Origin of the sequence: Paraburkholderia silvatlantica (genome assembly GCF_003096715.1) — a bacterium.
GTDB classification, from domain to species: Bacteria; Pseudomonadota; Gammaproteobacteria; order Burkholderiales; family Burkholderiaceae; genus Paraburkholderia; species Paraburkholderia silvatlantica.
On record NZ_QEOL01000041.1, the window covers coordinates 1 to 20,500 of the forward strand.

The window sequence follows — 20,500 nt, forward strand, 5'->3', positions numbered from 1 at the left end:
GCACGCGTGTTGTAGTGCTTTTCGTAATACAGATAGAAGAGCGCGGTGATGAGGCTGAACAGCACGAACACTTCATAGAGGTTCGAAATGGGTATGTGCCCGACGTCCGCGCCGATGAGGTAGGACTCGTACCAGCGCACCATCAGGCCGACGAAGCCCATGAGCACCGCCGCCCACGTGAGCTTCGAGCCGATCGCGCCGCCCGAGGGCGAACGCGAGAGCAGGCCGATCCAGTAGAACAGCGTGGCGAGCACGAACAACGCGCTCATCCACAGAATCGCCGACTGGCTGGAAAGGAAGTATTTGAGGAAGAAAGCCTGGTCCGCGCGCGCGAGGTCGCCCTGGTAGATCTGGATCGCGAACAGCGCGAGCACCGCGATGCCGGCCATGAGCAGCCGCGCCGGCTTCCAGCGCCAGCCCAGTACGACGAGCGCCGGCGTCGTGCCGCAAAGCACCAGCTTGTCGTAGTAGTTCATGTGCGCGTGGTAGCGCGAGAGCGCGAAACCCGCGCCCGCCACGAGCGCCAGCGCAAACAGCCAGTCCACCACCGTCAGGCGGCGCAGGAAGGGGCGTTCGTCGAACAGGGCGTCGGCGAGCGGATCGCGGGCACTCGAGGCGCCGTGCGCCACAGCGGCATTGGCCACCTGCGCACGTTCGGCGCGGCGAGCCTTCGCGGAGGAGGAAACCTGAGACAAGTCCATGGGCTTACCGGTGTTGATCGTGAGTGGCTGCAATCACGCGCGTGGATCAGGGCGCACGGTCCGTGCCGCTGCCGTTCGTGTCGCCCGCATCGTTCGTGGCGCCCGTCTGCGGCGCCGCGCCTAGCGCACGGCCGACCGCGTCGCGGGTACGGGCGAACTCCTTCTCGAAGTCGAGGGTACGGCGGGCGGTCGACATCGCCATGATGACGTCGACGCCGTGGTCCCGACCGTCCTGGCCCTTCCGGTCCTTCAGCCAGAACCACAGACGCCGCTCACGCACGTAGAACATCGAGAAGATGCCGAGCACGAGCAACAGGCTGCCAAGATACACGACTTTCTTGCCCGGCGCGCGCGTCAACTGAAATACCGAGGCTTGCACCTGCTTGAATGAATCGAGCTGTAGATAGACAGGGGATCCATACAGGAAGCTGTCGGATATCGCGTTGATCGAGTCCTGCACGAAGCGCGCGGCATCGGCATCGGGCTTCAGGTCGGGCTCGCCGGCCTGTTCGCGCGCGAGCTGCCAGAGGTCCCATGTCGCGCCCTCGAGCATGCGCAGCAGGAGGCTCGCCGCCTTTTCCTGCTGCTCCTTCGGCACCGACTTGTCGATGAACGCCGCCACGGCCTGGAAGCCGCCTGCGGCGCCTGCAGCACCTGCCTGCGGGGCGTCCGAGCCCGCGAACAGGCTCAAGACTCGCTCGGCGCTGTCCTCGAGATGCTGTTGCAGCTCGCGGTTCGAAGCGGGGACCGAGCGCGCGGCGAAACGCTTCGCCGCCTGAGCGCGCAATGCGGGGTCCTCGAAGGCCGCGCGCAGCATCATCCACTCTTTCGGCGTGCCGCCGCTGTCGGCGGGAATACGCAGGTAGCGGAACGGATCGTCGGGATTCTCGCGCATGCCGGCGAGGAACATGCGGTCGCCGCCCACATCCACGGGCAGCATGTAGTTGTTGTACTCGCGCGCCTGGCCGTCCTTGCCGCGCACCTTGTACTGCACCGAAGGGCCGACGTTGTGCAGGTCGAGCGGCTTCGAACTCTTCGCACCTGAGCCCAGGCGCTCGTCGAACGCTTCCTTGAGCGACTGATGCGCCACGCCGCGCGCGTCGTTCGCGCCGCTGCCGTTCGAGATGTTCTCGACGTTGATCGCGCGGAAGTCCGCGAATTCGATGGTCTGCCCATCCACGCCCGGCACCGTCTGGCCGGCGGGCACCGCGAGCGGCGCCGAATTGCCGATCGTGCCGCCGAACGGGAAGCTCTTCGCGCTCGCACCCGACATGGGCCACGCCGTCATCGACATCTGCGAGCCGCCGTCCTGGAAGCTCGACTGATAGATCGACACGCCGTCGTATTCGAACGGTTCGTTCACCTCGATACGCGCCGGAATGCGCTGGCCCGTCTTGTGGTCGATCACGACGATGTCGCTCGCGAACAGCTTGGGCATGCCGGTCGAGTAGTAATCGACGATGAACTTGTTGAGCTGGATGGAGAACGGCAGGTCCTGGATCAGCGAGCCGTCGGGCTGGTTGAGGATGGCCGTGGAGACGAACTGGCCCTCGGGCACCCAGGCGTAGCCGCGGAAGGTCGGGTTCGACTGCGAGAGCCGGTGCTCGGGCGCAATGTCGTTGATGACGGCGTTGCTGCGGATCGGCGTCTTGTCGAAGAGCCACATCTGGAATTTGATCGGCAGATTGCTGTCGAGCAGGCCGCCGAGGCAGATGATCACGATCGCGAGGTGCGCGAAGATGTAGCCGATCTTCGTGAGCGCACCGCGCTTGGCCGCGATGAGCGTGGCGCCTTCGCTCTCGCGCGTGACGAACCGGTAGCCCATGCGCCCCGCCAGCTTGCCGAGCGTGGCGGCCGTTTGCTCGCGCGTGCCGCCGTCCAGCGCGAACTCGCCCTTGTGATGGAACGCGCGCAGACTGCCTTCACGGACCTTGTCCTTCCAGCTCTTCATGTCCGCGAGCATCTTCGGCGCGTTGCGGATCACGCACAGCGAGATCGACACCACGAGAAAGCCGAGAATCGTCATGAACCACCACGCGCTGTAGACCGTGTAGAGGCTCAGCGAGCGGAAGATGTCGGCCCAGAAGGGGCCGAACTGGTTGACGTAGTTCGGGTACGGGTCGTCCTGCGTGAGCACCGTGCCGATGATGCTCGCAATGGCGAGCACGACGAGCAGCGCAATCGCGAAGCGCATCGAACTGATCAGCTCGACGGCGCTCTTCACCGCCTTCTGGCGAACATTCAACTGCAAACCCTGCGTGGTGACGCTCATTCAAACTCCGCTTTTTCGCTCTTGCCGCTTTCTTGCCGACCAGGCATGACAGCAAAAAAGGGTGCAGGCGCGCCGTCAGCGCGACGACGCCCTCACCCTTTTCTTGTTTTCCTGCCAGCTGCGCCGTGAAACCACCGATCAAACGCGCGGCGACCCTGTTGCGCTCAATGCAGGCCGGCCGCGTAATCGGCGACGGCCTTGATCTCGTCGTCCGAGAGCCGGTGCGCGATCGTTCGCATCGGATCGTTATTGTTACGCGTGCCCTGCTGGAACGCATTGAGCTGTGCAACGACATATTCCGACCACTGGCCCGAGAGGCGCGGATACTGGATCGGAATGCCCTGGCCCGTGGGTCCGTGGCAGGCCGCACAGGCCGGCACGCCCCGGTCGGCGATACCGCCACGCCAGATCGACTGGCCGAACGGCACGGTCTTCGCGTCGCGCGCGTAGCCGGGTTTGGGTGTCTGGGAGGCGAACCAGGCTGCGACGTTGATCATATCCTGGTCTGACAGCGCGGCAGCGAAGCCGGCCATGATGGGGTTTGCGCGCGCCGCCGGCTTGCCGCCGGGCTGCGGCTTGAAGTCCTTGAGTTGCTTGACGAGATAGTCGGCGTGCTGGCCGGCGAGCTTGGGATAGGCGCCGCCGGTGCTGTTGCCGTCGGCTGCGTGGCAGGCTGCGCACACCTGCGCAGCAATGGCCTGGCCCCGGGCGATGTCGGGCTTGGCCGGCGTTCCCTGGTCCGCCGCGTTTGCCTGCCCCGCCATCATGAATAAACCTGCTGTAAGACCTGACGCTATCGCACTCTCGAACACCTTCAAGCACTTGCCCAGTCGATTCATTCGCGCACCTTGTTTCGTCTTGTGGGAATCAGGTTCTGCAATGGACGACAGCGACCGATCTACCTCGAAGGCCCGCGCTGGCCTCACTGGTATTCAGTAAACCATCGCATTGTACAATAGCGCGCAAGGCGCTACGGCGCCAGTCGGGCCTGCCCCCGATATTCCAGAACCAGAATCCATCCCGGGCGCGTCCGGGCCCGGCGGCCCTTCCCGCCGCGTTGTTTCACATTGTGGTCCTTTTCCGATGGCCTTCCTGCTGCACCAAGCCCGCTTCTTCACGACGGTGAATCATCTGCGCGATCTGCCCGCTACGGCGCGGCCCGAGGTAGCGTTCGCCGGCCGTTCGAACGCCGGCAAATCCACCGCCATCAATCTGCTGTGCAACCAGAAGCGGCTCGCCTTCGCCTCGAAGACGCCGGGCCGCACCCAGCACATCAACTACTTCTCGGTCGGCCCCGCCGACGAACCCGCAGGTTATCTCGTCGACCTGCCCGGCTACGGCTATGCCGAAGTGCCGGAAGCCGCGAAGACGCACTGGGAGCAACTGCTTTCGCTCTATCTGCAAACGCGCGCGCAGCTGTCGGGCCTCATCCTGATGATGGACGCCCGCCGCCCCCTCACCGACCTCGACCGCCGCATGGTCGAATGGTTTGCGCCGACGGGCAAACCGATCCACGCACTCCTTACGAAGTGCGACAAATTGACGCGCCAGGAAAGCGTGCTCGCGCTGCGCACGACCAATAAGGCGTTCGACGAGTACCGCAAGCAAGGCTATGAAGGGAAGCTGAGCGCCCAGCTCTTTTCGGCGCTCAAGCGCGTGGGGCTCGACGAGGCGCACGCCGTGATCGAGAGCTGGATCGTGCCGCAGGAATCGGTCGGCGAGGCCGGCGCACACGCGTAGCAACCCCTCGGGCCGGTCGCTTCAGGCAGGCCCTCAGTCGTCTGCGAGCCCACGCTGTCGGGCTTTTCACGCGTATTCATCAGATCTTTTCGCATGGCGGGCGCGCCATTTGCCGTGTTATGCGCACTAGCGCACCGGTCAAGCCAACGCCAGGTGCAAGCGTCCTCTGTGGCCTGCGCCGCGGGCTTTGCTATGCCGCTTCCGTCGCACATAAAAAAACCCGCCGTGATTTCCGGCGGGTTAAACAGCCTTATCGAAAAACGACAGGCACCCGCTCAGGGAGGAGAAGCGGGGAGCTCGGCGCCAGGCGCCTCGCTCGATCGGTATGATATACCATTGTCCCGAAAAGTTTCCTGCGCTCCGGGACCCATCCCGTTTCAAGAATATCCGCCGACATGAGCTTCTATCCGCATCATCGTCCGCGCCGCATGCGACGTGACGATTTCTCGCGCCGTCTGATGCGCGAAAACCTCCTCACCACGAACGATCTGATCTATCCCGTATTCGTCATTGCGGGCAACAACGTGCGCGAAGCCGTGCCGTCGATGCCCGGCGTCGAACGCGTATCGATCGATCTGCTGATGGGCGTCGCCGAGCAGTGCGTCGAACTCGGCATTCCCGTGCTTTCGCTCTTCCCCGTTGTCGATCCGGCGCTCAAGACGCCCGATGGCATCGAGGCGACGAACCCCGACGGCGTGATTCCGCGCGCCGTGCGCGAACTGAAGAAGCGTTTCCCCGACCTCGGCGTGCTTTGCGACGTCGCGCTCGACCCGTACACGAGCCACGGCCAGGACGGCGTGCTCGACGAGAACGGCTACGTCATCAACGACGAGACCATCGAGATCCTCGTTGCGCAGGCGCGCGCCCAGGCGGAAGCCGGCGTCGATATCGTCGCGCCGTCGGACATGATGGACGGGCGCATCGGTGCGATCCGCGAGATGCTCGAGAGCGAGAATCACATCCACACGCGCATCATGGCGTACTCGGCCAAATACGCTTCGGCGTTCTACGGTCCGTTCCGCGACGCCGTGGGCTCGGCGTCGAATCTGGGCAAGGGCAACAAGATGACCTACCAGATGGACCCGTCGAACTCCGACGAAGCGCTGCGCGAAGTGCGCCTCGACATCGAGGAAGGTGCCGACATGGTGATGGTGAAGCCCGGCATGCCGTACCTCGACATCGTGCGCCGCGTGAAGGACGAATTCCGTTTTCCGACCTACGTGTACCAGGTGAGCGGCGAGTACGCGATGCTCAAGGCCGCCGCGCAGAACGGCTGGCTCGATCACGACAAGGTGATGATGGAATCGCTGCTCGCGTTCAAGCGCGCGGGCGCCGACGGCATCCTCACGTATTTCGCGCTCGACGCCGCTCGCTTGCTGCGCGCACAGAAGTAGGCGCGCCGCACGCATCGCATGAAAAAAGGCACGTCCGCGGACGTGCCTTTTTGCTTTTTGGGCCGATGCGCGATTGCACGCGCGCGGTATACCGTCGATCTGGCCAGTCAGGCCGATGGCGCTGCCTGCGTCTGCGGCACGGGCGCCGTCAAGCGATCGAGACGCGCGAGAAACCGGTCGGCATTCTCGTAGCCGACAACGCGCAACACTTCGCGCCCTTGTGTATCGAAGAAGATGATGCCCGGCGGTCCGAAGAGGCCGAAGCGCTTGAGCAGTGCCTGGTCGTCCGAATTGTTGGCGGTCACATCGGCACGCAAGAGTCCCAGCCCCGCGAGGCGCGCCTGCACGCGCGGGTCGCTGAAGGTGAACTTCTCCATTTCCTTGCAGCTCACGCACCAGTCGGCGTAGAAGTCGAGCATCGACGGCTTGCCCGCGGTCTTGAGCGCCGCGTCGAGTTGCGCGGGCGAGCGCACGGGTGCGAAGACCAATGCGTTCGCTTCGCCGGCGCCGGTGGACTGCGCCGCGCCGGCTGCGGCAACATCGCTCGCGCCGCCCGCGCGCGCGGCCAGCACCGCGAGCGGACGCAGCGGATCGGTCGAGCCCGCCGCAAGACCGACGATCAGGGTCGCGGCCCAGATTGCGAACGCCGCGCCGATACCACGCCCGAGGCGCCGCCAGACATTGGCCCCACCTGCGTTCGGTGTAAAGAGGCCAAGCGCGGCGGCCGCGAGCAGCAGCCAGAGTGCGGCGAGCAGCATCTGCGCGGTGGCGCCGAGCACCGGCCAGACGATCCACAGCGCGGCCGCGAGCAGCACGACGCCGAAGAAGACCTTCACGCCGTCCATCCACGCACCCGCACGAGGCAGCAGCGAGCCCGCGCCGAGGCCGAGGATCATCAGCGGAACGCCAAGACCCAGGCCCATCGCAAAGAGCGCCGCGCCGCCGAGCGCGGCGTTGCCCGTGTGCGCGATGAACGCCAGCACCGCGAAGAGCGGCGCGGTCATGCACGCGCCCACCACGAGCGCGGAGAGCGCGCCCATCACCGCGACTGCGGCGAATTTGCCGCCAGAACGGCCCTGGGTGGCGCGCGAGGCGCCGTCCTGCCAGCGCTGCGGCAACGCGATATCGTAGCCGGCAATCAGCATGACGGCGAACGCGGTGAGGAGCACCGCGAACACGCCCAGCACCCACGGGTTCTGCAGCCATGCGCCCAGGCTCTGGCCGACCAGCGCAGCGGCAATGCCCAGCACCGTGTAAACGAGCGCCATGCCGAGCACGTAGACGAACGAGAGCGCGAAGCCGCGCGAGCGCGTGACGCGGGCGCCCTCACCGACGATGATCGCCGAGAGGATCGGGATCATCGGGTATGAGCAGGGCAAGAGGCTCAGCACCATGCCGGCCACGAAGTACAGGCCGACCACGGCGAAAAAGCCGCCGCCTTGCAGCAGCGATTGCGCGTAATCGGCGCTCGTGGCCCGCTCGTACCAGGGCTCCCCCGTGTCGCCTGATGCGGGCGCTGCATTCGTTTGCGGCTCGGGCGCGGGCGGCGGGTTCGCCGCGCCCGGCACGGGGCTCTGGCCGGCCGTAGCGGCCTGCAAAGCCGCGCCGCTCACGTGAAACACGTGTTCCGCAGGCGGATAACAGATGCCCGCATCGGCACAGCCCTGCGATGTCACCGCGAGATCGAACGGACCGCTCGCCTTTTGCACCGGCACGCGGATCGTCAGCTCGCCTCGATAGGTTTCGACATTCTTCTGGAAGGTCGGATCGAACTTGACATGGCCCGGCGGAATCTGTGCCTCGCCGAGCTGCGCCGTGCCGTTGCGCGCGGCGAAGGCGAAGCGCTCGCGGTACATGTAGTAGCCGTCTGCGATCTTGAAATGCACGTCGATCGTGCCTGGCGCTTCGCTCGCGCTGAACGAGAAGGCCTGGTCGGGCGGCAGAAAGTCGTCGGCGGCGGCACGCGCGACCGACGCACCGAACAGCATTGGCAGCAGACAGCAGACGAGCAGGAGAAAGCCGGACAGCGAGGCGTACGGCGCGGCGTGCGAGCGCCGATCGAAGCGGTTAGACATGAAGGGTGCGCTGAGTCTCGGCATTGACCCATTGCCCGTAGGCGTTCGACGCCGTGGCTTGCCACGAGAGAATCTCGGGCGTCTCGTAGGGGTGCTGGGTCTGGATGAACTGTTCGAGCTCGGCCGCGCGGGCGAGGCTCGTCTTGAAGAGCAGCTGGATCTCGTTGCCCGACTCGATGTTGCCCTGCCAGTGATACTGCGAGTGCACCGCGCCAAGGCGTGTCACGCACGCGGCGAGACGCTGCGCGAGCGCCCCGGCGGCGAGCTGTTCGGCAGCGCCCTCGTCGGGCACTGTAGTCAGCATCAGGGTCACATTGAGGGTCACGACGAACTCCGGCGTGGTGCCCGCGTGCGGCAGCAAACGGGCTTCGGGGCAGAACGTAATCGTACCATCGGCGCCGATCGGCTTCTCTCGTGCGCCGTGTGGCAAAAGGGGACCGCACAACCGGCAAACACGGTTCGACGCGCTTTAATCCGCGCCCGAAAACAAAAAAGCCAGGCTAGGCCTGGCTTCTTCGTGTGCCACTCGATCCGGGGATCAAGCGACGGAAGGCTTATTCCGCTTCCTGGACGTTCTCTTCCGCGACTTCCGGACGGTCGAGCAGTTCGACCAGTGCCATCGGTGCGTTGTCGCCAACACGGAAACCGAACTTCAGGATACGCAGGTAGCCGCCCGGACGGTTCGCGAAACGCGGACCGAGCACGTCGAACAGCTTCGTGACCGAGTCACGATCGCGCAGGCGGTTGAACGCCAGACGGCGGTTTGCGAGCGACGGCTTCTTGCCCAGCGTGATGAGGGGCTCGACAACCTTACGGAGTTCCTTCGCCTTCGGCAGCGTCGTCTTGATGACTTCGTGCTCGATGAGCGAATTGGACATGTTACGGAGCATTGCCAGACGGTGGCTGCTCGTGCGGTTCAGTTTCCGCAGACCATGACGGTGACGCATTTCAATTTCCTTGAAACAAAGTTTTGGTCCAGCTCTTCTATCGCCTCGCGGGTTTGGCAACCTCGACGAAGCACGGGCCGGTACGTGAAAAAGGCAAGACGCGGATTTTAAAGGAAAATCCGCGTCCGTGCCACATACATTACTTGTCGAGACCAGCCGGCGGCCAGTTTTCGAGCTTCATGCCGAGCGTGAGACCACGCGAAGCGAGCACTTCCTTGATCTCGTTGAGCGACTTGCGACCCAGGTTCGGGGTCTTGAGCAGCTCGTTCTCGGTGCGCTGGATCAGATCGCCGATGTAGTAGATGTTCTCGGCCTTCAGGCAGTTCGCCGAGCGAACCGTGAGTTCGAGATCGTCCACCGGACGCAGCAGGATCGGGTCGATCTGCGGTGCGCGCGAAGGCGCTTCCGCGGCCGTTTCCGTGCCTTCCAGAGCCGCGAACACCGACAGCTGATCCACGAGAATGCGGGCCGACTGGCGGATCGCTTCCTCAGGCGAAATCACGCCGTTGGTTTCGATGTTCATCACGAGCTTGTCGAGGTCGGTACGCTGTTCGACACGCGCGCTTTCCACGGCGTAGCTCACGCGGCGAACCGGCGAGAACGACGCGTCCAGCACGATGCGGCCGATGATCTTGGCCGACTCGTCGCCGTAACGGCGCACGTTGCCCGGCACGTAGCCGCGGCCCTTTTCGATCTTGATCTGCACGTCGAGCTTGCCGCCCTTCGTCAGATGCGCAACCACGTGCTCCGGGTTGATCACTTCGCAGTCGTGCGAGAGTTCGATATCGCCAGCGGTGACGACGCCTTCGCCTTCCTTGCGCAGCGTAACCGTCACTTCGTCACGGTTATGCAGCTTGAAAACGACACCCTTCAGGTTCAGCAGCAGGTTGACCACATCCTCTTGCACACCATCGAGCGTCGAGTATTCGTGCACGACGCCTGCGATCGTCACTTCGGTCGGCGCGTAGCCCACCATCGACGACAGCAGCACGCGCCGGAGCGCGTTACCCAAGGTATGGCCATAACCGCGTTCGAACGGCTCCATGACCACTTTCGCGTGGTTGTCGCCGAGCGATTCCACAGCGATGATCTTGGGTTTCAACAAACTGGTTTGCATAGGTTTTCCTTTTCAATACCCTCGGCTCGTTACACCGATAAGGCTGAGATGGCAACAACCTGAAAAAAACGGCCGAGGTTGCCTCCTGCGCGAAGCACAGAGGTTACCCCGGCCGTCAATCCGATTACCGCGAATACAATTCGACGATCAGGCTTTCGTTGATGTCGCCAGCGATGTCGCTGCGCTCAGGCATGCCCTTGAACGTGCCTTCGAACTTCTTCGCGTCGACCGACACCCAACCCGCCATGCCGCCTTGCTCTGCGAGCGAGAGGGCTTCGACGATACGCGCCTGCTTCTTCGCCTTTTCGCGAATCGCGACGACGTCGCCAGCCTTCACTTGCATCGACGGGATGTTCGCGACGACGCCGTTCAGCGTGAGAGCCTTGTGGCTCACGAGCTGACGCGCTTCAGCGCGGGTCGATGCGAAGCCCATGCGGTACACGACGTTGTCGAGACGCGACTCGAGCAGCTTCAGCAGGTTTTCGCCGGTGTTGCCCTTGATACGGTCAGCTTCCGCGAAGTAGCGGCGGAACTGGCGCTCGAGCACGCCGTAGATACGCTTCACTTTCTGCTTTTCGCGCAGCTGCGTGCCGTAGTCGGACGTACGTGCGCCCGAGGTGCGGCCGTGCTGACCCGGCTTGCTGTCGAGCTTGCACTTGTCGGCGAGCGAGCGGCGTGCGCTCTTCAGGAAGAGGTCGGTGCCTTCACGGCGGGACAGCTTGGCCTTCGGGCCGATATAACGTGCCACGTTGCTTTCCTTCGATAATTGATCACGCGAAACCCCTGGAGGTATCGCGCTAGTCCGGCCCTTTGGACCGAACGGTGGGCTTAGTCAATTCAATAACGCCGAGAGCCTGGGTCGCCGTTTCCGGCGGCTCAGGCGAACGGCTAACGCGACGCCTTAGATACGGCGGCGCTTCGGCGGACGGCAGCCGTTGTGCGGGACCGGCGTCACGTCGGAGATCGCGGTGATCTTGATGCCAAGACCATGCAGCGCGCGCACCGCCGATTCGCGGCCAGGACCGGGGCCCTTGATCCGCACTTCGAGGTTCTTCACGCCGTATTCCATCGCCACGCGGCCAGCCGACTCGGCTGCGACCTGAGCTGCGAAGGGGGTCGACTTACGCGAACCCTTGAAGCCCTGACCGCCCGACGTTGCCCAGGCAAGCGCGTTGCCTTGACGGTCGGTGATCGTGATGATGGTGTTGTTGAACGACGCGTGAACGTGAACCACGCCCTCGGCGACGTTCTTCTTAACCTTCTTGCGAACGCGTTGCGCCGCGGAGTTGTTCGAAGCCTTAGCCATTACGTTTTCCTGTAACTTTCAGTTCCGCTTACTTCTTCAGCGACTGTGCTGCGCGGCGCGGACCCTTACGCGTACGTGCGTTGGTACGCGTACGTTGGCCACGCAGGGGCAGGCCCTTGCGATGGCGCACGCCGCGGTAGCAGCCGAGGTCCATCAGGCGCTTGATGTTCATCGTCACTTCACGGCGGAGATCGCCTTCGACGACAAACTTGCCCACTTCCTCACGCAGCTTTTCCAGATCCGCGTCGTTCAGGTCCTTGACCTTCTTGTTGAACGGCACACCGGCGGCCACGCAGATGTTGCGCGAACGCGTGCGGCCAACACCAAAAATTGCCGTCAGGCCGATTTCGGTGTGCTGGTGGTTCGGGATGTTAACCCCTGCAATACGAGCCATTGTTTTTCCTCAAACAAAAAGCGCAAGCGCGCTAATCAGCCTTGGCGCTGCTTGTGGCGCGGGTCCGAGCTGCAGATCACGCGAACGACGCCGTTGCGCTTGATGATTTTGCAGTTGCGGCAAATGCGCTTTACCGATGCCATCACTTTCATGATATTACCCTTTTTCCTAAATCACTTCGCCCGGAACACGATCCGCGCACGCGACAGATCGTAAGGCGTCAACTCAACCGTCACCTTGTCGCCCGGGAGAATGCGGATGTAGTGCATCCGCATCTTTCCGGAAATATGTCCCAGAACGACATGGCCGTTTTCCAGCTTCACCCGGAAGGTCGCGTTGGGGAGGTTTTCGATAACCTCGCCCTGCATCTGGATTACATCGTCTTTGGCCATAGGTCCTTTTAACGCATCGGGACGCCGCCGCCCTTGAAGTTGGCCTTCTTGAGCAGCGATTCATATTGTTGCGACATCACGTACGACTGCACCTGCGCCATGAAGTCCATTGTGACGACGACAATGATCAGCAGCGACGTTCCACCAAAATAAAACGGCACATTCCAGCGCAGCACCAGAAACTCCGGCAGCAGGCAAACGAACACGATATAGATCGCACCGGCCAGCGTCAGACGCGTGAGGATGCGGTCGATATAGCGTGCCGTCTGATCGCCCGGACGGATGCCAGGTACGAACGCGCCACTCTTTTTCAGGTTGTCGGCCGTTTCCCTGCTGTTGAACACCAGTGCGGTGTAGAAGAAGCAGAAGAACACGATCGCCAACGCATACAGCAACACGTACACGGGCTGGCCAGGCTTGAGGGCTTCGGCCACATTGTGCAGCGTGTCCGCAAACCAGCCGGTTCGCGAACCCGAACTGAACCAGTTCAGGATGGTTGCCGGGAACAGGATGATCGACGACGCGAAGATCGGCGGAATCACACCCGACATGTTCAGCTTGAGCGGCAGGTGGGACGACTGCCCGCCGTAAATCTTGTTACCGACCTGACGCTTCGCATAGTTCACGAGGATCTTGCGCTGGCCGCGTTCGATGAACACCACCAGGTACGTCACGGCTGCGATCAGAACGACCACGATGATCGCCGAGATGATGCTCATCGAGCCGGTGCGAACCAGTTCGAAAAGACCACCGAGCGCATTCGGGAAGCCTGCCGCGATCCCGCCGAAGATGATGATCGAGATACCGTTGCCAAGCCCGCGTTCCGTGATCTGCTCACCAAGCCACATCAGGAACATCGTGCCCGTTACGAGCGTCACGACCGTCGTCAAGCGGAACACCATGCCCGGATCGATCACGAGGCCAGGCTGATTTTCCAGCGCGACCGCGATGCCGAACGCCTGAAACGTCGCCAGCACCACCGTGAAGATCCGCGTGTACTGCGTGATCTTGCGTTGTCCAGCCTGCCCTTCCTTCTTCAGCGCTTCCAGCTGCGGCGAAACGATCGCCATCAGCTGCAGGATGATCGACGCCGAAATATACGGCATGACACCCAGCGCGAAGATCGTGAACCGCGACAGTGCGCCACCCGAGAACATGTTGAACATGCCAAGGATGCCGCCCGACTGGCTCTGAAAGAGCTTCGCCAGCTGGTCCGGATCGATACCCGGAACCGGAATATGCGCGCCGATACGATAAACGACCAACGCCAGCAGCAGGAACACTGCACGCCGGCGCAGGTCGCCGAATTTCGGAGCGCTGCGACCGGTTTTTGCGAGACTCGGGCTGTTAGCCAAGTAGCTTCTCCGATGCAGATGCTAGTGACGGCGGGCAAGCCCGCACGCACCACTCACAATCACTCGGCAAAAGAACCGCCTGCTGCTTCAATCGCAGCACGCGCATTCTTCGTCGCACCCAGACCCTTCACGACGACCTTACGCTTGATCTCGCCGGTGGCGATGATCTTCGCGCTCCTGGTCAGTTCGCCCACGAGGCCTGCCTGCTTGAGAGCCAGCAGATCGATTTCGTCGACCGGCAGCTTCTCGATGTCGGCAAGGCGCACTTCACCGACGAATTCCTTCGTCAGCGAGGTGAAGCCGCGCTTCGGCAGACGACGCTGCAGCGGCATTTGACCGCCTTCGAAGCCAACCTTGTGGAAGCCGCCCGAACGCGATTTCTGACCCTTGTGACCACGGCCAGCGGTCTTGCCGAGGCCGGAGCCGATGCCGCGACCGACGCGACGCTTTGCGTGCTTCGCGCCTTCTGCCGGCTTCAGGTTATTCAATTCCATTTTCAACTCCTGGAGTCCTGGTCGACCGCTTAGCCGATGACCTTGACGAGGTACGAGACCTTGTTGATCATGCCGCGCACAGCCGGCGTGTCCTGCAGCTCGGAAACCGAGTTCAGGCGGCGCAGGCCGAGACCGCGCACGGTGGCACGGTGCGATTCGCGGGTCCCAATCAGGCTCTTGACGAGCTGAACCTTGACAGTTTTATCAGACATGGTGCCCACCCTTAGCCCAGAATGTCTTCGACGGACTTGCCGCGCTTCGCTGCGATGTCAGCCGGGGTCGACTGCTTGCGCAGGCCGTCCAGCGTGGCACGAACGAGGTTGTACGGGTTCGTCGAACCGTGGCTCTTGGCCACGACGTTCTGCACGCCCATCACGTCGAACACTGCGCGCATCGGGCCGCCGGCGATAACACCGGTACCGTCCTTCGCCGGAGCGAGGAGGACCACCGATGCGCCGTGCTTGCCGTGCACTTCGTGTTGCAGGGTGCCGTTCTTCAGGGGCACCTTGAACATGTTGCGGCGAGCCTGTTCCATCGCCTTCTGGACAGCGACCGGCACTTCCTTAGCCTTGCCCTTGCCCATACCGACGCGGCCATCACCGTCGCCAACCACGGTCAGTGCGGCGAAGCCGAGAATACGGCCACCCTTCACGACCTTGGTCACGCGGTTGACCGAAATCATTTTTTCGCGAAGGCCGTCGTCGCGCTCGTCAGCCTGAACTTTCGCTTGCATCTTTGCCATGACGAATTCCTTCCTTAGAACTTGAGCCCGGCTTCGCGCGCAGCATCAGCCAGCGCCTTGACGCGGCCGTGATAGCGGAAACCCGAGCGGTCGAAGGCGACGGATTCGATGCCGGCTGCCTTGGCCTTTTCTGCGATACGCTTGCCGATCAGCGTGGCAGCGGCGACGTTGCCGCCCTTGCCCGACTGGTCAGCCAGTTGCGCACGCACTTCGGCTTCGAGCGTCGACGCGCTGGCCAGCACCTTGGTGCCGCAGGGCGAGAACACTTGCGCATAGATGTGCGTGTTCGTGCGATGCACGGCCAGACGCGCGACCTGCAGCTCAGCGATCTTGAGACGCGTCTGACGAGCGCGGCGCAGGCGAGATTGAGTCTTATCCATGATTGCGCACCCTTACTTCTTCTTCGTTTCTTTGAGGATCACAACCTCGTCGGCGTAACGCACACCCTTGCCCTTGTAGGGCTCAGGCGGGCGATAACCGCGCACTTCTGCAGCGGTTTGGCCGACTTTCTGCTTGTCGATCCCCTTGATCACGATTTCCGTTTGCGACGGGGTTTCGGCCTTCACGCCTTCCGGCATCTGGTGCACCACGGGGTGCGAGAAACCCAGCGACAGGTTCAGCTTGTCGCCTTGCGCTTGAGCACGATAACCGACGCCAACCAGCGTCAGCTTGCGCTCGAAACCCTTCGTCACGCCTTGCACCATGTTCGCGACAATCGCGCGCATCGTGCCCGACATCGCATTGGCTTCGCGGCTTTCATCGGTCGGCTCGAACTTGAGCGTACCGTTGTCGTTCACCACCTTCACGAGGCGGTTCGCAGCTTGCGAAATCGTACCCAGCGGGCCCTTGACGGTAATCTTCTCGTCGCTGAGCGTCGCTTCTGCGCCTTGCAGCGCGATCGGGCTCTTACCTACTCGAGACATGTTTCTTCTCCTTAGGCCTTAAGCGACGTAGCAGATAACTTCGCCGCCGACGCCAGTAGCGCGCGCCTTGCGGTCCGTCATCACACCCTTCGGCGTCGAAACGATCGCCACGCCAAGGCCGTTCATGACCTGGGGGATTTCGTTGCGGCCGCGGTACACGCGCAGACCCGGCTTCGAGACGCGCTCGAGGCGCTCGATAACGGGACGGCCAGCGTAGTACTTCAACGCAATGTTCAATTCCGACTTCGCACCTTCGGTCTTCACCGCGAAGTCGTCGATATAACCTTCGTCCTTCAGAACCTGCGCAATCGCAATCTTCACTTTCGACGAGGGCATAGCAACCGAAACCTTCTCGACCATCTGCGCATTGCGGATGCGAGTCAGCATATCGGCGATAGGATCACTCATGCTCATTTATGTTTCTCCTATTACCAGCTCGCCTTGGTGACGCCAGGGATCTCACCACGGAACGCGATTTCACGAATCTTGTTACGTGCGAGACCGAATTTGCGGAACGTGCCACGCGGACGGCCCGTGATCGCGCAGCGGTTACGCTTGCGGGTCGGGTTCGAGTTGCGGGGCAGTTGTTGCAGTTCGAGGCGAGCTGCGTAGCGCTCTTCTTCCGACTTGCTTTGGTCGTCGATGATCGCCTTCAGCGCTGCGCGCTTCGGCGCAAATTTCGCTGCCAGACGAGCGCGCTTCTTTTCACGTTCGATCAGTGCCAGTTTAGCCACGGTAACCTCAGTTTCTGAACGGGAACTTGAAGCCGGCGAGCAGTGCCTTTGCTTCTTCGTCGGTCTTCGCAGTCGTCGTGATGCTGATGTTCAGCCCACGCAGCGCGTCGATCTTGTCGTAGTCGATTTCGGGGAAAATGATCTGCTCTTTCACACCGATGTTGTAGTTACCACGGCCGTCGAACGCCTTGCCCGACACGCCGCGGAAGTCGCGCACGCGGGGCAGCGCAACCGTCACGAAACGGTCGAGGAATTCGTACATGGCCTGGCCACGCAACGTGACCATCGTGCCGATCGGGTAGCCTTCACGGATCTTGAAGCCGGCGATTGCCTTGCGCGACTTCGTGATGACCGGCTTCTGGCCGGCGATCTTCGTGAGGTCGCCAACGGCGTGCTCGAGGACCTTCTTGTCAGCGACGGCTTCACCGACACCCATGTTCAGGGTGATCTTGGTGAGGCGCGGCACTTCCATGATCGACTTGTAACCGAACTTCTCGATCAGGCCAGGAACGACCTTCTCTTTATAAAATTCTTGCAAACGTGCCATTTTTTACTCCGCAGCGTCAGGCGCTCAGGACAGCACCGGTCGTCTTCAGGAAACGAACCTTCTTGTCCCCTTCGACCTTGATGCCTACGCGCGACGGCTTGCCGTTCGCGTCGACCAGTGCGACGTTCGAGATAGCCAGCGGCATTGCCTTGGCTTCCACGCCACCCGTCGTACCCTTCATGGGGTTCGGCTTCACATGCTTCTTGGCAATGTTGATGCCTTCGACGGTCACGCGCTCTTCGCCCACGGCCAGCACGACACCGCGCTTGCCCTTGTCTTTGCCGGTGATGACGATGACTTCGTCACCCTTGCGAATCTTGTTCATCGCGACTCCTTACAGCACTTCCGGCGCCAGCGAAACGATCTTCATGAATCGTTCGCTACGCAGCTCACGCGTGACCGGCCCGAAGATACGGGTGCCGATCGGCTCAAGCTTGGTATTCAAAAGCACGGCGGCGTTGCCATCGAACTTGATCAGCGAGCCGTCTTGACGGCGCACGCCCTTCGCGGTGCGAACCACAACAGCGTTGTAGATTTCGCCCTTCTTCACGCGCCCACGCGGCGTTGCTTCCTTGACGCTCACCTTGATGATGTCGCCAATGCTGGCATAACGACGCTTCGAGCCGCCGAGCACCTTGATGCACAGGACTTCACGTGCACCCGTGTTGTCGGCCACTTCAAGCCGAGTTTCGGTCTGGATCATGGTTTATCTTTCCCAACTTAATCCGGTTGCGCCACCATGGCACATCCGGTCAGTCTTGGTCCCGTCAGCCGCGCCGCCACTAGAACGACCGCTCAGCTGCTTGGGTAAGAACAGCAGCGACGGCAAACGAAACCGGCCATCGCATTCCGGTGAATCTTGCTAACCCGGACTGGCGCCCGGATCTGCTTCCCCACCTACTTCCACTTGCCGCTTTGCCAACAGCAAGCCCATAAAGAGGGAAGACCGAGACTATAACTCGATAATCTTGGTCTAGCAAGCGAAATCTTTAGCGATTTCAATTACTTCGACACCCCGGGAAGTGGCTCCCCGGGGTGTTGCGCCACTTTTAGATGACGCGTGCTGCTTCGATCAGCTTCGACACGGTCCAGGCCTTCGTCTTCGAGAGAGGACGGGTTTCCTGGATTTCCACGAGGTCGCCCTCGTTGTACGTGTTCGCTTCGTCGTGAGCGTGGTACTTCTTCGACTGCACGACGTACTTGCCGTAGATCGGGTGCTTGACGCGGCGCTCGACCAGGACGGTGACCGTCTTGTCCATCTTGTTGCTGACGACCTTGCCGACCAGCGTCCGCTTAAGCGAGGTTTTCACGCTTTCGTTCATTTCTGGTTCGCCTTCTGAGTCAGGACGGTCCGCACACGTGCGATGTCGCGACGAACCTTCTTCAGCTGGCTCGTGTTCGTGAGCTGCTGGGTCGCGAGTTGCATGCGCAGGCCGAATTGCGCCTTCAAGAGGTCCGACAGCTCTTTGTCGAGCGCGGCCTTGTCTTTCTGAAGAAGTTCAGATGCCTTCATCAATCACTCCTTAGGCGCCGAGCTGGCGAACCATGAAGACCGTCTTCAGCGGCAGCTTGGCTGCAGCCAGACGGAAGGCTTCACGGGCCAGTTCTTCGGACACACCATCCATTTCATACAGCATCTTGCCCGGCTGAATCTCGGCGACGTAGTACTCAGGGTTACCCTTACCGTTACCCATACGCACTTCCGCCGGCTTTTGCGAGATCGGCTTGTCCGGGAAGATACGGATCCAGATGCGGCCGCCACGCTTGATGTGACGCGTCATTGCACGACGCGCCGCTTCAATCTGACGCGCGGTCAGGCGACCACGACCGATAGCCTTCAGACCATATTCACCGAACGAAACGGCGTTGCCGCGCGTTGCGATACCGGTGTTACGACCCTTCTGCTCTTTGCGATACTTCCTGCGTTTCGGTTGCAGCATCGTTATTCTCCACTCTTGCCGTCACCGCCGGCGGCGCCACGGCGCGGTGCGCCACGACGGGCGCCCGGTGCGCCTTCGCCATCACGGCGCGGACGACGATCGCCCGGGCGCGCGTTGCGGCGCGGACGCTTTTCTTCGGCGACTTCTTCCACCACCGGTGCGTCGTTGCGGCCGAGCGTGTCGCCCTTGTAGACCCAAACCTTCACGCCGATGATGCCGTACGTCGTCTTCGCTTCCGAGGTTGCATAGTCGATGTCGGCACGCAGCGTGTGAAGCGGCACTCGACCTTCGCGGTACCACTCGGTACGTGCGATTTCGATACCGTTCAGACGGCCGGCGCTCATGATCTTGATGCCCTGGGCACCCAGACGCATTGCGTTCTGCATCGCGCGCTTCATTGCGCGACGGAACATGATGCGGCGCTCGAGCTGCTGCGTGATCGAATCGGCGATCAGTTGAGCATCGGTTTCCGGCTTGCGGATTTCCTCGATGTTCACGTGAACCGGAACGCCCATGCGCTTCTGGAGTTCGGCCTTGAGGAGTTCGATGTCCTCGCCCTTCTTGCCGATCACCACACCCGGACGCGAGCTGTAAATCGTGATGCGAGCGTTCTTTGCCGGACGCTCGATCACAACACGGCCCACCGAAGCGTTCTTCAGCTTCTTCTTCAGGTATTCACGAACACCGATGTCTTCCTTCAACATCGCCGCGAAATTGTTGTTGTTCGCGTACCAACGCGAAGCCCAATTGCGGCTGACGGCCAAACGGAAGCCAGTCGGATGAATTTTCTGTCCCATCGTATGGCTCCTTAATTCCCGACCGTCACAGTGATGTGACAGGATTGCTTCTCGATGCGGTTGCCGCGGCCCTTGGCGCGCGCGGTGAAACGCTTCAGCGAAGCTGCCTTGTCGACGTAGATGCTCTTGATCTTGAGCTCGTCGATGTCGGCACCTTCGTTGTGTTCCGCGTTTGCGATCGCCGAGAGCACAACCTTTTTCACGATGCCAGCCGCTTTCTTCGGCGAGAACGTCAGAACGTTCAGTGCCTTGTCGACCGGCAGACCGCGGATCTGGTCAGCCACAAGGCGCGTCTTCTGCGCCGAGATGCGGGCACCGCGATGAATTGCCTTCACTTCCATCTTGATTGCCCCTTATTTCTTGGCCTTCTTGTCGGCCGCGTGACCCTTGAACGTACGGGTCAGTGCGAACTCGCCAAGCTTGTGGCCGACCATGTTTTCCGTGACATACACCGGAACGTGTTGACGGCCGTTGTGCACGGCGATCGTCAGGCCGATGAAGTCCGGCAGGATCGTCGAGCGACGCGACCAGGTCTTGATCGGTTTCTTGTCACGCGATGCTGCAGCCGCCTCAACCTTCTTCAGCAAATGGGCGTCGCAGAACGGACCTTTCTTGATAGAACGTGCCATT

30 protein-coding genes and 1 pseudogene are annotated in these 20,500 nt (G+C 62.0%); 2 read left to right on the plus strand and 29 right to left on the minus strand.

Annotated elements, in window-relative coordinates; all coding sequences use genetic code 11:
* The 3 genes and pseudogenes from C7411_RS34915 to C7411_RS34925 form a co-directional block, all read right to left on the minus strand.
* Positions 1-701, minus strand: a pseudogene (locus C7411_RS34915) (c-type cytochrome biogenesis protein CcsB); the annotation flags it as partial.
* 46 nt (positions 702-747) lie between these two features.
* Positions 748-2,973, minus strand: coding sequence for a cytochrome c biogenesis protein ResB (locus tag C7411_RS34920; protein ID WP_110388737.1), 2,226 nt, complete (start codon positions 2,971-2,973; stop codon positions 748-750).
* 164 nt (positions 2,974-3,137) lie between these two features.
* A complete protein-coding gene (locus tag C7411_RS34925) occupies positions 3,138-3,812 on the minus strand; it encodes a c-type cytochrome (RefSeq protein ID WP_110388738.1) in 675 nt (224 codons plus the stop codon).
* 244 nt (positions 3,813-4,056) lie between these two features.
* On the opposite strand from C7411_RS34925, the gene yihA reads away from it, so the two are divergent.
* Together yihA and hemB are read left to right on the plus strand one after the other, a co-directional pair.
* Positions 4,057-4,713, plus strand: a complete 657-nt coding sequence (gene yihA, locus C7411_RS34930; RefSeq protein WP_110388739.1) for a ribosome biogenesis GTP-binding protein YihA/YsxC — start codon at positions 4,057-4,059, stop codon at positions 4,711-4,713.
* Positions 4,714-5,108: 395 nt separating this feature from the next.
* A complete protein-coding gene (gene hemB, locus C7411_RS34935; protein ID WP_028206531.1) occupies positions 5,109-6,107 on the plus strand; it encodes a porphobilinogen synthase in 999 nt (332 codons plus the stop codon).
* Positions 6,108-6,214: 107 nt separating this feature from the next.
* Here hemB and dsbD read toward each other — a convergent pair whose 3' ends face one another.
* From dsbD to rpsS, 26 genes are all read right to left on the minus strand, one after another.
* Positions 6,215-8,182: a protein-disulfide reductase DsbD gene (gene dsbD / locus C7411_RS34940; protein WP_110388740.1), complete on the minus strand. Its 1,968-nt coding sequence runs from the start codon at positions 8,180-8,182 to the stop codon at positions 6,215-6,217.
* Positions 8,175-8,486, minus strand: a complete 312-nt coding sequence (gene cutA, locus C7411_RS34945) for a divalent-cation tolerance protein CutA (RefSeq protein ID WP_110388750.1) — start codon at positions 8,484-8,486, stop codon at positions 8,175-8,177. Before cutA ends, dsbD begins: the two co-directional genes overlap by 8 nt.
* A gap of 250 nt (positions 8,487-8,736) precedes the next feature.
* Positions 8,737-9,129, minus strand: coding sequence for a 50S ribosomal protein L17 (gene rplQ, locus C7411_RS34950; protein WP_027797304.1), 393 nt, complete (start codon positions 9,127-9,129; stop codon positions 8,737-8,739).
* A gap of 139 nt (positions 9,130-9,268) precedes the next feature.
* Entirely contained in the window at positions 9,269-10,246 is a 978-nt protein-coding gene (locus C7411_RS34955; RefSeq protein ID WP_027819335.1) for a DNA-directed RNA polymerase subunit alpha, read from the minus strand.
* Positions 10,247-10,370: 124 nt separating this feature from the next.
* Positions 10,371-10,994, minus strand: a complete 624-nt coding sequence (gene rpsD / locus C7411_RS34960; RefSeq protein WP_042269728.1) for a 30S ribosomal protein S4 — start codon at positions 10,992-10,994, stop codon at positions 10,371-10,373.
* Positions 10,995-11,147: 153 nt separating this feature from the next.
* A complete protein-coding gene (rpsK, locus tag C7411_RS34965; RefSeq protein ID WP_006052224.1) occupies positions 11,148-11,552 on the minus strand; it encodes a 30S ribosomal protein S11 in 405 nt (134 codons plus the stop codon).
* A 28-nt stretch (positions 11,553-11,580) separates the two neighbouring features.
* A complete protein-coding gene (rpsM, locus tag C7411_RS34970) occupies positions 11,581-11,946 on the minus strand; it encodes a 30S ribosomal protein S13 (protein WP_028213337.1) in 366 nt (121 codons plus the stop codon).
* A 35-nt stretch (positions 11,947-11,981) separates the two neighbouring features.
* Positions 11,982-12,098: a 50S ribosomal protein L36 gene (rpmJ, locus tag C7411_RS34975; protein WP_027819338.1), complete on the minus strand. Its 117-nt coding sequence runs from the start codon at positions 12,096-12,098 to the stop codon at positions 11,982-11,984.
* 21 nt (positions 12,099-12,119) lie between these two features.
* Complete coding sequence (gene infA, locus C7411_RS34980; protein WP_004521905.1) at positions 12,120-12,338, minus strand: translation initiation factor IF-1; 219 nt, start codon at positions 12,336-12,338, stop codon at positions 12,120-12,122.
* Between the two features lie 8 nt (positions 12,339-12,346).
* Positions 12,347-13,693 (minus strand): preprotein translocase subunit SecY, encoded by a 1,347-nt coding sequence (secY, locus tag C7411_RS34985; protein ID WP_028206524.1) that lies wholly within the window; start codon positions 13,691-13,693, stop codon positions 12,347-12,349.
* 59 nt (positions 13,694-13,752) lie between these two features.
* A complete protein-coding gene (gene rplO, locus C7411_RS34990; RefSeq protein WP_028206523.1) occupies positions 13,753-14,187 on the minus strand; it encodes a 50S ribosomal protein L15 in 435 nt (144 codons plus the stop codon).
* 29 nt (positions 14,188-14,216) lie between these two features.
* Positions 14,217-14,399, minus strand: a complete 183-nt coding sequence (gene rpmD, locus C7411_RS34995) for a 50S ribosomal protein L30 (protein ID WP_007730608.1) — start codon at positions 14,397-14,399, stop codon at positions 14,217-14,219.
* A gap of 11 nt (positions 14,400-14,410) precedes the next feature.
* Entirely contained in the window at positions 14,411-14,929 is a 519-nt protein-coding gene (gene rpsE, locus C7411_RS35000; RefSeq protein WP_042269744.1) for a 30S ribosomal protein S5, read from the minus strand.
* A 14-nt stretch (positions 14,930-14,943) separates the two neighbouring features.
* Complete coding sequence (gene rplR, locus C7411_RS35005) at positions 14,944-15,309, minus strand: 50S ribosomal protein L18 (RefSeq protein WP_042269746.1); 366 nt, start codon at positions 15,307-15,309, stop codon at positions 14,944-14,946.
* A gap of 12 nt (positions 15,310-15,321) precedes the next feature.
* Positions 15,322-15,852, minus strand: a complete 531-nt coding sequence (gene rplF, locus C7411_RS35010) for a 50S ribosomal protein L6 (protein ID WP_028222619.1) — start codon at positions 15,850-15,852, stop codon at positions 15,322-15,324.
* Positions 15,853-15,870: 18 nt separating this feature from the next.
* Positions 15,871-16,266 carry a 30S ribosomal protein S8 gene (rpsH, locus tag C7411_RS35015; RefSeq protein WP_042269750.1) on the minus strand — a complete coding sequence of 132 codons (396 nt, stop codon included), beginning with the start codon at positions 16,264-16,266 and terminating at the stop codon, positions 15,871-15,873.
* 14 nt (positions 16,267-16,280) lie between these two features.
* On the minus strand, positions 16,281-16,586 hold the full coding sequence (gene rpsN / locus C7411_RS35020; protein WP_028228152.1) for a 30S ribosomal protein S14: 306 nt from the start codon (positions 16,584-16,586) through the stop codon (positions 16,281-16,283).
* A 7-nt stretch (positions 16,587-16,593) separates the two neighbouring features.
* Positions 16,594-17,133 (minus strand): 50S ribosomal protein L5, encoded by a 540-nt coding sequence (gene rplE, locus C7411_RS35025; RefSeq protein WP_028228153.1) that lies wholly within the window; start codon positions 17,131-17,133, stop codon positions 16,594-16,596.
* 16 nt (positions 17,134-17,149) lie between these two features.
* Positions 17,150-17,458, minus strand: coding sequence for a 50S ribosomal protein L24 (rplX, locus tag C7411_RS35030; RefSeq protein WP_035531718.1), 309 nt, complete (start codon positions 17,456-17,458; stop codon positions 17,150-17,152).
* A gap of 9 nt (positions 17,459-17,467) precedes the next feature.
* Positions 17,468-17,836, minus strand: coding sequence for a 50S ribosomal protein L14 (gene rplN, locus C7411_RS35035; RefSeq protein WP_028206517.1), 369 nt, complete (start codon positions 17,834-17,836; stop codon positions 17,468-17,470).
* A 346-nt stretch (positions 17,837-18,182) separates the two neighbouring features.
* Entirely contained in the window at positions 18,183-18,455 is a 273-nt protein-coding gene (rpsQ, locus tag C7411_RS35040) for a 30S ribosomal protein S17 (protein ID WP_028206516.1), read from the minus strand.
* Positions 18,452-18,646 (minus strand): 50S ribosomal protein L29, encoded by a 195-nt coding sequence (gene rpmC, locus C7411_RS35045; protein ID WP_028206515.1) that lies wholly within the window; start codon positions 18,644-18,646, stop codon positions 18,452-18,454. The genes rpsQ and rpmC overlap by 4 nt, the downstream gene beginning before the upstream one ends.
* Positions 18,647-18,656: 10 nt before the next feature.
* A complete protein-coding gene (gene rplP, locus C7411_RS35050) occupies positions 18,657-19,073 on the minus strand; it encodes a 50S ribosomal protein L16 (protein ID WP_042269753.1) in 417 nt (138 codons plus the stop codon).
* A 2-nt stretch (positions 19,074-19,075) separates the two neighbouring features.
* Positions 19,076-19,870 carry a 30S ribosomal protein S3 gene (gene rpsC / locus C7411_RS35055; protein ID WP_028213348.1) on the minus strand — a complete coding sequence of 265 codons (795 nt, stop codon included), beginning with the start codon at positions 19,868-19,870 and terminating at the stop codon, positions 19,076-19,078.
* Positions 19,871-19,881: 11 nt separating this feature from the next.
* Positions 19,882-20,211 (minus strand): 50S ribosomal protein L22, encoded by a 330-nt coding sequence (gene rplV, locus C7411_RS35060; protein ID WP_004199272.1) that lies wholly within the window; start codon positions 20,209-20,211, stop codon positions 19,882-19,884.
* Between the two features lie 12 nt (positions 20,212-20,223).
* Positions 20,224-20,499 (minus strand): 30S ribosomal protein S19, encoded by a 276-nt coding sequence (gene rpsS, locus C7411_RS35065; RefSeq protein WP_006998484.1) that lies wholly within the window; start codon positions 20,497-20,499, stop codon positions 20,224-20,226.
* Position 20,500 lies beyond the last annotated feature (1 nt).

Bases quoted from the DNA above. Each gene is read 5' to 3' on its own strand.
- C7411_RS34920 (WP_110388737.1), bottom strand. From the start codon at position 2,973: ATGAGCGTCACCACGCAGGGTTTGCAGTTGAATGTTCGCCAGAAGGCG.
- C7411_RS34925 (WP_110388738.1), bottom strand. From the start codon at position 3,812: ATGAATCGACTGGGCAAGTGCTTGAAGGTGTTCGAGAGTGCGATAGCG.
- yihA (WP_110388739.1), top strand. From the start codon at position 4,057: ATGGCCTTCCTGCTGCACCAAGCCCGCTTCTTCACGACGGTGAATCAT.
- hemB (WP_028206531.1), top strand. From the start codon at position 5,109: ATGAGCTTCTATCCGCATCATCGTCCGCGCCGCATGCGACGTGACGAT.
- dsbD (WP_110388740.1), bottom strand. From the start codon at position 8,182: ATGTCTAACCGCTTCGATCGGCGCTCGCACGCCGCGCCGTACGCCTCG.
- cutA (WP_110388750.1), bottom strand. From the start codon at position 8,486: ATGCTGACTACAGTGCCCGACGAGGGCGCTGCCGAACAGCTCGCCGCC.
- rplQ (WP_027797304.1), bottom strand. From the start codon at position 9,129: ATGCGTCACCGTCATGGTCTGCGGAAACTGAACCGCACGAGCAGCCAC.
- C7411_RS34955 (WP_027819335.1), bottom strand. From the start codon at position 10,246: ATGCAAACCAGTTTGTTGAAACCCAAGATCATCGCTGTGGAATCGCTC.
- rpsK (WP_006052224.1), bottom strand. From the start codon at position 11,552: ATGGCTAAGGCTTCGAACAACTCCGCGGCGCAACGCGTTCGCAAGAAG.
- rpsM (WP_028213337.1), bottom strand. From the start codon at position 11,946: ATGGCTCGTATTGCAGGGGTTAACATCCCGAACCACCAGCACACCGAA.
- rpmJ (WP_027819338.1), bottom strand. From the start codon at position 12,098: ATGAAAGTGATGGCATCGGTAAAGCGCATTTGCCGCAACTGCAAAATC.
- infA (WP_004521905.1), bottom strand. From the start codon at position 12,338: ATGGCCAAAGACGATGTAATCCAGATGCAGGGCGAGGTTATCGAAAAC.
- rplO (WP_028206523.1), bottom strand. From the start codon at position 14,187: ATGGAATTGAATAACCTGAAGCCGGCAGAAGGCGCGAAGCACGCAAAG.
- rpmD (WP_007730608.1), bottom strand. From the start codon at position 14,399: ATGTCTGATAAAACTGTCAAGGTTCAGCTCGTCAAGAGCCTGATTGGG.
- rpsE (WP_042269744.1), bottom strand. From the start codon at position 14,929: ATGGCAAAGATGCAAGCGAAAGTTCAGGCTGACGAGCGCGACGACGGC.
- rplR (WP_042269746.1), bottom strand. From the start codon at position 15,309: ATGGATAAGACTCAATCTCGCCTGCGCCGCGCTCGTCAGACGCGTCTC.
- rplF (WP_028222619.1), bottom strand. From the start codon at position 15,852: ATGTCTCGAGTAGGTAAGAGCCCGATCGCGCTGCAAGGCGCAGAAGCG.
- rpsH (WP_042269750.1), bottom strand. From the start codon at position 16,266: ATGAGCATGAGTGATCCTATCGCCGATATGCTGACTCGCATCCGCAAT.
- rplE (WP_028228153.1), bottom strand. From the start codon at position 17,133: ATGGCACGTTTGCAAGAATTTTATAAAGAGAAGGTCGTTCCTGGCCTG.
- rplX (WP_035531718.1), bottom strand. From the start codon at position 17,458: ATGAACAAGATTCGCAAGGGTGACGAAGTCATCGTCATCACCGGCAAA.
- rplN (WP_028206517.1), bottom strand. From the start codon at position 17,836: ATGATCCAGACCGAAACTCGGCTTGAAGTGGCCGACAACACGGGTGCA.
- rpsQ (WP_028206516.1), bottom strand. From the start codon at position 18,455: ATGAACGAAAGCGTGAAAACCTCGCTTAAGCGGACGCTGGTCGGCAAG.
- rpmC (WP_028206515.1), bottom strand. From the start codon at position 18,646: ATGAAGGCATCTGAACTTCTTCAGAAAGACAAGGCCGCGCTCGACAAA.
- rplP (WP_042269753.1), bottom strand. From the start codon at position 19,073: ATGCTGCAACCGAAACGCAGGAAGTATCGCAAAGAGCAGAAGGGTCGT.
- rpsC (WP_028213348.1), bottom strand. From the start codon at position 19,870: ATGGGACAGAAAATTCATCCGACTGGCTTCCGTTTGGCCGTCAGCCGC.
- rplV (WP_004199272.1), bottom strand. From the start codon at position 20,211: ATGGAAGTGAAGGCAATTCATCGCGGTGCCCGCATCTCGGCGCAGAAG.
- rpsS (WP_006998484.1), bottom strand. From the start codon at position 20,499: ATGGCACGTTCTATCAAGAAAGGTCCGTTCTGCGACGCCCATTTGCTG.